This window comes from Streptomyces sp. NPDC059455 (assembly GCF_042750115.1).
Classification (GTDB): Bacteria; Actinomycetota; Actinomycetes; order Streptomycetales; family Streptomycetaceae; genus Streptomyces; species Streptomyces endocoffeicus.
On record NZ_JBHYVB010000330.1, the window covers coordinates 1 to 8,636 of the forward strand.

Genomic DNA, 8,636 nt, shown 5'->3' on the forward strand with positions numbered 1-8,636 from the left:
CCCGCCGGGTTACCCGCCCGGTTTTTTGACACTGGCTCACCGGCCCTGCCCAGGGGCACACGCAACCCCCCCGGCGCCCCGTGTCTTACCCGGGGCCCCGGGGCGTACGTGGTGCTCGGTGCCTCGGGCCGGGCCGGCTCAGCGGCTCCGCGGTGCGGCCTGCTCCGGGCGCAGCAGGAACCGCTGCGTCTTACCGCTGGAGGTCTTCGGCAGCTCGGCCACGAAGTGCACCTGCCGCGGATAGGCGTGCTTGGCGTACCGCTCCCTGACCAGCTGCTGCAGCTCGGCCGCGAGCGCGTCGCCCGCCTCGATCCCCGGGCGCGGCACGATGAACGCCTCCACGACCTCGCCGTACTCGTCGTCCGGTACGCCGACCACGGCGGCCTCCGCCACCGCGACGTGCTCCAGCAGCACCGTCTCCACCTCGAAGGGGCTGATGCGGTAGCCCGCCATCAGGATGATGTCGTCGCCGCGCCCGGAGAAGAACAGTTGGCCCTCCTCGTCGCGGGCTGCGGTGTCACCGGTGTAGAACCAGCGCCCGTCGGGGCTGAACTTCTCGGCGGTCTGCTCGGGGGCCTCGCGGTAGCCCTTGAACCACATCAGCGGGCTGTCGGCGATGTCCACGACGACCCGTCCGGGGACGTCCACGCGGGCCAGCGCGGAGTTGGTGTCCTCGCGCAGCACCTTCACGCTCCAGCCGGGCAGCGGACGGCCCATGGAGCCGGGCTTGATCTCGTCGCACAGGTCCGGGTGCCAGGCGTGGGCGACCACCATGCCCAGCTCGGTCGAGCCGTAGTGGTCGCGCACGGGGACGCCGAGCGTCTCGAGCGCCCAGCCGACGACGTCCGGGGGCAGCGGTTCGCCCGCCGCGGAGCAGCAACGCAGCCGCAGATCGGCGGGGGCGGGGATGCCGGAGGCGCGCAGCTTGCGGTAGACGGTGGGCCCGGCGGCGAAGTTGGTGACCCCGAAGCGGGAGAGCACCTCCCAGGTGGACTCCGCGGAGAACAGGCCGTTCAGCAGCAGTCCGCGCTGCCCGAGGGCGAGAGGCCCGATGAGCGCGTAGTACAGGCCGTACGCCCAGCCCGGGTCGGCGGCGTTCCAGAAGACGTCGGTGGGCCGGTGGTCCAGGCCGAACTGCTGGTACATGGCGAAGCCCGCGACCGCCCGCAGCGGGATCGGGACGGCCTTCGGCGTGCCCGCGGTGCCCGAGGTGAACAGCTCCACGATGAGCCCGTCGCCGCCCACGGCCGCCGGCTCGGACAGCGGGGCGTGCTCCTCGGCCAGCTCCGCGAAGGACAGATCGGCCCCGGTGACCGGCCCGGTGGTGACGATCCGCCAGGGGCGCTCGCCGGGGAAGCCCGACTCCGGGTCCAACTTGGGGCGTTGGTCGGCGTCGGTGATCACGACCTTGGTGTCGTTGCCCGTGATCCGCAACGCGATGGCCGGTGAGGCGAACGCGGTGAACAACGGCACCTGGACCGCCCCGAGCCGCCAGATCGCAAGGCTCGCGACCAGCAGTTCGGCGGATTTGCCCATCAAGGTGGCGACGCGGTCGCCCACTCCGACTCCCAGGGCGGCCAGGGCACCGGCCATGCGCGAGGAACGGTCACGAAGCTCCCCGTACGTCATGTCATGGCCGGTCATGTCCTTGCCCACCACCGTGAACGCGACGGCGTCGTCCGGGTGCCCGTCGCACAGCAGGTACGCGGTGTTCGCCGCAGGCTCACCGAAGGTCTTGAGCAGGTCAGCCATGCGCTGTTCTGGGCTGGTCAAGAGGGCTCCTAGTGCTGGTATCCAGGTGCTGGTATCCACGAATCGCGCCGGACGGGAGGGGGCCGGTGCCCGACTTCGGGCGAGCGCGGACGCACCTCGGGGGCGCGGGCGCACCTCGCCTTCCGGGGTGGGCTGTTCCCGGGTTGTGCTGACGAAGTCCCAGGCGGCGGCAGCTCCCGTTGGCCGGTACACGCTATCGCGCTTTCCGACCGGCCCGTCAGCCGTCCTCCGGTACCGGGACCGGGACGGCATCCGCGGGCCGGAGCGGGGTGGGGGTGGACGGGCGACGGCCCCGGGGGTTCCGAGCACCCCGGCAGTCCCGAGGCACTTCGACAATCCCGACGCACTTCGACAGTTCGACAGTCCCGACGCACTCTGGTGTCCCGAGGCACTCTGGCGTCCCCCCTTCCCCCGTCCTACCTTTGGGCAGCGGTAGGCATACCGCTCGCACGGCTTGTCATGTCTGAGCTCCGAGACGCCCGACACGAGGTGAGCCTTGATCCTCCCCCGAAGACCCGTCGGCCGGTTGACCGTCGTCGCCACCGTCCTCGCCACCGCCGCGGCCATCGCCGCCGGACCCGCGCGGGCCACCCCCGACGGCACACCGTCGGCCGGCCCCGCCCGGCCGTCGCTGGTGCGGCCGATCGATCCGCAGCAGTGGCGCAACCCCGACGACATGACCTGGGCCGACTACCGCGCGGTCCCCGGTACCCACTGGGCGGACCCCTCCGTCAAGCCCACGCAGCGCACCTTCAAGGGCGCGCTGGTGCTTCTGGACTATCCGGACGAGGAGTTCACGGTCAGCCGGCCGGCCGGGTCCACCCTGTTCGGCAATCCGCAGCCGAGCGCCTCCGGTATTCCGCGCGACCGCCTCCCGCGCTTCTACCAGGACTTCCTCAACACACCGGGGCCACTGAACAACGGTCACACCATCAATGAGTACTGGATGGAGGACTCCGGCGGCCGCATCGGTGTCGATCTGACGGCCTTCGGTGTGTACGGCATGCCGGGCAAGTCCTATCAGTACGGCGTCGAGGACTCGATGAACCCGGGCGCCTGCCCGGCCGGGGACACCTGCGGCAAGGACATCCGGGAGGACGGCAAGGCCGCCTGGGTGGCCGATGTCGGCGCCGACAAGGCGGACTCGTTCGACTTCGTCTTCTATCTCACCGCCGGCCAGGACGAGTCGTCCACCTGGCAGGAGTTCGGCCCGATGAAGTTCCCGGGCGCACCGGACATACCCGCCGCCTGGGGACCGCCCGCCGCCGCGGGCGACAACTCCGCCCGGACCCGCTATGTGCCGTGGACGTCCTGGCAGGCCGCCGCCCGTATCTGGCCCAACGCCGCCGACGGGTCGTCGGTGCAGGCCGAGAGCTCCGGGATGGCCGTGTACGCCCATGAGCTCAGCCACATCCTGGGCATCGGGGACAACTACAACAACCCGTACGGCACCCCCCTCAGCCGTTCGTACACCGGTATCTGGAGCATGCTCTCCCGCGGCTCCTTCAACGGCCCCGGCGGACCGCACACCCGCTGGCAGATCCCCGCCACGGCCGGGGGCTCGATGGGCTCCCAGCATGTGCTGCGCGACAAGCTGAAGCTCGGCATCGTGGACGAGAAGAATGTGCTGCGGCTGGACCGCGACGCGCTGAAGAGCTCCGGTCTCGTCGTCGCCCGGGTCACCGCGCGCTCGGCGCCACCGGGCGAGAAGGGGCTCTCCGGAGTCAACATCACCATGGGCGGCGATCTGTCGGAGCCCTGCGACAACGGTACCGACCCGCTGTGCGACGGCGGCGGCTACGACAACTACACCGTCGAGGTCGTCGACCGCATGGGGATGGACTCGTTCACCCCGGATCACGGGGTGCTGCTTGCCAAGACCAAGAACAAGGACCGGGCCCCGTTCGCCTGGGTGGTCGACGCCCACCCCGAGGACATCGACCTGGTGGACTTCCGGCGTCCCGACGGCACCGACCAGAAGATCACCATGGGCGACTACCGGCAGCTCAGCGATGCGCTCTTCCACGCCGGGGCCGACTCCGGCAGCCAGTACGAGTACCTCGACCGGGCCAACCGGCTGCACTTCTATGTGCTCGACCTCAAGCGCGACAGGTCCGGAGTGCTCTCGTACACCATCGCCGTGAAGTCCCTCGACGGCGCCGGACCGCAGCGCCGCGGAGTGACCCTGCACCGCGGTGAGGCCAAGGGGGATCCCTCCCGCTCCCGGGCCGTGTGCACCTTCGGCCTCGACAACACCGGACGCGCCACCGGGGACCGGGCGACGGCTCCGGCCACATCGGTGGACTCGGATGTCTACCGGCTGTCGGCGAGGGCGGTCGGCCGGGGCTGGTCCGCCTGGCTGCCCAACCGTCTCGCCACCGCCAGGGCCGGTGAATCGGTGGATGTGGAGGTCGCCGTGGCCGCGAAGAAGGGTGCCGAGCGGCGGGGCGCGGTCGTCCTCACCGCCCGCTCCGAGAGCGATCCGCACCGAACCACCAAGGCGCTGTGCCGGCTGTCGGGTCGCCGGTAGGGCGACGGGCGACGGCCCGCCGGAACTCGGCGGGCCGTGCCCGTTCGGCGGTCCTACTCCGTCAGCGGTCCCCGTCGGCGGTCCTATTCCATCGGCGGTCCCCGTCGGGGTCCTACTCCGTCTCGTCGGCCGCGGTCTGGATCGGCACCCGGAGGGTGTCGGGCTCACAGCCCGCCGTACCGGCGATGATCCGCGCCGCCCCCTTGGTGAGCGGCACCAGGCTCTGCTCGTCCACCTTGTCCGGGGTGTCCCGCGGATCGAAGATGTACATGGGCGTGGTGATCAGCTGCACCAGCGGCACACCCGTGTAGTAGAAGTAGGCGCCGTCGGTGGCGGGATTCGGCGCGAAGGCGGTCGGCGACAGGATCCACGAGCGGCGCAGGTCCTCCGCCGCGAGCGACTCGGCCACCAGCTGCTCCAACTGGGGCGCCTGGGTGGTGAACCACCAGCGCACCTCGGGGTCGTCGGTGGGCACGACCTCCCCGTCGACCACCTCGGCCTGGCGTGCGGCGTGTTCCAGATGCATTTCGAGGACGACCTGGGGGAACAGCTCGGGGTGCGCCGCGATGAACGCCTGGGTGCCCGCGGCGCCCGCCATGTGGCCGGACGTCAGCACGAACAGCATGTTGTGCGGCCGCAGTTCCTGCGGCACCGACGCCCAGAACTTGGCCTGCGCCAGGACGAGCGCGACCCCGGAGGCGTCCTCCACGGCCGATGCCCAGGGACCGTCGTGGTGTGAGCCGACGATCACCCAGTGGTCGGAGGCGCCGGGCAGGGTGCCCACCACATTGTGGGTGGTCTCCTCGGTGATGGTGGCATCGGAGACGATCCGGCCCTCGCACTCCCCCGACGCCATCAGCTCGCGGACCCGCTGCCCGTCCTTGCCACTCAGCCAGATGCCGGGGATGGAGCGCCGCTCGGCGTCATAGGGCCAGTAGAAGTCGCTGGTCTCCCAGGGCAGTCCGGTGAGCAGGCCGACATAGGCCGTGGCGCCGTCCTTGATGGCGATGTCGAAGTCCAGCACATGGGGAAGGTCGAAGGGCACGGTCTGGGCGAGGTCGGGGAACACGCCCTCGGGGTCGTAGGAGCCCGTGGCCCGGGCCTGCACCTCGGTCTGCGGCAGCCGGGTGAAGCCGATCTCCTGGACCGCGATGGAGCCCCGCACCTCCCCGTCCTCCATCCGCACCAGCGGGCCCTCGGTGCCCTCGGTCGGGGTGGTGTACGGCAGGGCGAGTCCCTCGAAGCGGATGACCTCGTCGGGCCGGCCGGTGGGCCAGATCTCGAAGGCGGCGAACCGCGGCCGCCAGATGGGCGTGTCCAGCGGCTCCAGCCGTACGTCCTCCAGGCCCGTCTCCCGGAACTGTTCGGCGGCCCACTCCTCGGTCCAGCCGTCGGCCGGATAGCCCGCCCGGCGAATGCCCTGGCTGACGATCAGTTCGATCCAGGCCATCATCTCCTTCGAGGTGGGCGCGCGATCGATGTACTTCTCCAGCTCCGGCCAGCCGCTCATCGTCATCCTCCTCATCGCCATGGTCGGCATTCATGGTCGACGGGCGGGCTAAAGCTGGACTAATGCGAGGCCAGTACTCCTCTTTCGCGGCGCCCCATTTCTCATCCGGGCGTAGGCCAGGCCTCGGCCGGGAGGAGGCCACGTCTCGTCCGGGAGGAGGCCAAGCCGGGCGTTAGACCCACTTTGGCGACGGCACAAATGATGGTCGCCGTATCCGGACAAGCCGCCGATCAGGCGGCTCAGCCGCAGGTCAGCGCCCGATTGACGGTTGGGAGTCGAGTGTGCGTACCGAAAGCTCGGAGGAAAGGGAACGGGAACGGGAACCGCGGGGCACGGCCCGGCGGAGGAGGTGGAGCGGGCAGGTCCCGGCTGGTGTCGTGGGTGTGGCCGCGGTGAGCCTGATCGCGCTCACCGTCTCCCCGGTGAACGCCGAGCCCGATACCAGAGCCAAACCGCCGCGCGGCAGGAATCCGCTCCCCGCTCCCCCGCAGATCCGCGACCTGGACTTTCTGCTCGGCTCCTACACCTGTGACTACACCCCACCGCCGGGCGGAAAGCCGGCGGTGCTGAAGCTGAACACCAAGCGGGCCATGGGCGGGCATTACCTCTACACGGACGCCACGCTCGAACCCGGAAGCGTGGTCGGCCGTTCGTCCTTCGGCTGGAATCCCGTGGACGGGACATTCATCAACCAGTACCACGACAACTGGGGTTCCTCCGGAAACTACACCTCGTCCGGCTGGAAGGACGGCCACCTGATATTCAAGGGCCCCCTCACCCAGGTGATCACACCAAATGCATCGGGGCAGACAACGGGCGTGAAGCTGGACCTCAAGGATGACTACCAGGTGCTCGGACCAGGGCATTTCAAGAACTCCACGAGCTTCACCTTCCCCGACGGAAGTATTTTGCACGGCAGTTACGACTGCCGCCGCCAATAGCGTTCAGCGTTCCGGACCGAGGGAAGTGGGGGTGGCCGACCATGGCGAGCGATGAAGAGAAGCTGCTCGACTATCTGAAGCGGGTGACGGCGGATCTCCGGCAGACGCAGCGCCGTCTGAAGGATGTCGAATCCGCGGGGCATGAGCCTGTCGCCATCGTGGGAATGTCCTGCCGCTTCCCCGGAGGCGTACGGTCCCCCGAAGAGCTATGGGAACTGGTCGCCACGGAGCGGGACGCCATTTCGGAACTCCCCACCGACCGCAATTGGGATCTGGAGAATCTCTTCCACCCCGATCCGGACCACCCGGGGACGAGTTATACGCGCGAGGGCGGCTTCATCGACGACCCCGCGGGATTCGACGCCACGTTCTTCGGCATCAGCCCCCGCGAGGCGCTCGGAATGGCGCCGCAGCAGCGACTGGCCCTCGAGGCCTCCTGGGAGGCCATCGAGCACGCCGGGGTGGACCCGGAGTCGCTGCGGGGCAGCCGGACCGGCACCTTCATCGGCTGCGATCACCTCGACTACTGCTCCGACGCCTCCCAGGTGCCCGAGGGCTCGGCCGGCTACTTCACCATCGGCAACTCGGCCAGCGTGGTGTCCGGCCGGGTGGCGTACACCCTGGGCCTGGAGGGGGCCGCGGTAACGGTGGACACGGCGTGCTCCTCCTCCCTGGTGGCCATGCACCTGGCCTGCCAGGCGATCCGGCAGGGCGAATGCGATATGGCGCTCGCCGGGGGCGTGGCCGTGATGTCCTCGACGGCACCGTTCATCGGCTTCAGCGAGTTGCGCGGGCTCGCGCCGGACGGCAGGTCCAAGGCGTTCTCGGCGAACAGCGACGGCATGACCCTGGCCGAGGGCGTGGGCGTTCTGCTGCTGGAACGGCTGTCGGACGCGCGGCGCAACGGCCACCAGGTGCTGGCCGTGATCCGGGGCACGGCGGTCAACCAGGACGGCGCCAGCAACGGCCTGACCGCGCCGAACGGGCCCTCGCAGCAGCGGGTGATCCGACAGGCGCTCGCCAACGCCCGGCTGTCGGCGTCCGAGGTGGACGCGGTGGAGGCACACGGTACGGGTACGTCGCTGGGCGATCCGATCGAGGCGCAGGCGCTGCTGGCCACGTACGGGCAGGAGCGGCCCGAGGGACGTCCGCTGTGGCTGGGGTCCATCAAGTCCAACATCGGGCACGCGCAGATGGCCGCGGGTGCGGCCGGGGTCATCAAGATGGTGATGGCGATGCGCCACGAGGTGCTGCCCGCCTCACTGCACATCGACGAACCGACACCCCATGTGGACTGGAACGCGGGCGATGTCCATCTGCTGACCGAGGCCCGGGAGTGGCCGCGGGGCGAGCATCCGCGGCGAGCGGGGGTCTCGTCGTTCGGCATCAGCGGGACGAACGCCCATCTGATCCTGGAGCAGGCCCCTGAGGGGGGCGCGACGGCACAGGGGGACGCTGAGGCGGGACCGGCGGAGCACGTGGGTGGGCCGGTGCCGTGGGTGGTGTCGGCGCGCGGGGCGGAGGCGCTACGGGGCCAGGCGCGGGCGCTGGTGGCACAGGTGAACGCCGACCCTGCGGTGAGTGCCGCTGAGGTGGGGTGGTCCCTGCTGCGGTCCAGGACGCTCTTCGACCACCGGGCAGTGGTCATCGGCCAGGACCGCGAGGAGCTGGTGGCCGGGCTGGAGGCACTGGCCGCCGGAGAGCCGCATCCGGGCCTGGTGCACCCCGGCGGGGCCGCCGAGGCCGCCGGTCAGACGGTGTTCCTGTTCAGCGGGCAGGGCAGCCAACGCCCCGGCATGGGCGCCGAACTCTACGACCGCTTCCCCGTCTTCACCGAAGCCTTCGACGAGGTCTGCGCCCTCCTCGACCCACACCTCGAACA

The 8,636-nt window shown here is 70.3% G+C and carries 5 protein-coding genes; 3 read left to right on the forward strand and 2 right to left on the reverse strand.

The features are described 5' to 3' along the window. Window positions 1-138: 138 nt before the first annotated feature. Window positions 139-1,773, reverse strand: coding sequence for an AMP-binding protein (locus tag ACFXB5_RS51065; RefSeq protein ID WP_385222316.1), 1,635 nt, complete (start codon window positions 1,771-1,773; stop codon window positions 139-141). A gap of 496 nt (window positions 1,774-2,269) precedes the next feature. Between ACFXB5_RS51065 and ACFXB5_RS51070 the strand changes: the two genes are divergently transcribed. Further along, window positions 2,270-4,303, forward strand: a complete 2,034-nt coding sequence (locus tag ACFXB5_RS51070; RefSeq protein ID WP_385222319.1) for a M6 family metalloprotease domain-containing protein — start codon at window positions 2,270-2,272, stop codon at window positions 4,301-4,303. A 112-nt stretch (window positions 4,304-4,415) separates the two neighbouring features. Here the strand turns inward: ACFXB5_RS51070 and ACFXB5_RS51075 are convergent, their stop codons facing one another. Next, on the reverse strand, window positions 4,416-5,813 hold the full coding sequence (locus ACFXB5_RS51075) for a M28 family metallopeptidase (RefSeq protein WP_385222321.1): 1,398 nt from the start codon (window positions 5,811-5,813) through the stop codon (window positions 4,416-4,418). Window positions 5,814-6,196: 383 nt separating this feature from the next. Here ACFXB5_RS51075 and ACFXB5_RS51080 point away from each other — a divergent pair, with 383 nt between their 5' ends. Together ACFXB5_RS51080 and ACFXB5_RS51085 are read left to right on the forward strand one after the other, a co-directional pair. Further along, a complete protein-coding gene (locus tag ACFXB5_RS51080) occupies window positions 6,197-6,754 on the forward strand; it encodes a hypothetical protein (RefSeq protein WP_307841155.1) in 558 nt (185 codons plus the stop codon). 41 nt (window positions 6,755-6,795) lie between these two features. Continuing rightward, on the forward strand, window positions 6,796-8,636 hold a 1,841-nt coding region (locus ACFXB5_RS51085; protein ID WP_385222325.1), incomplete at its 3' end, for a type I polyketide synthase.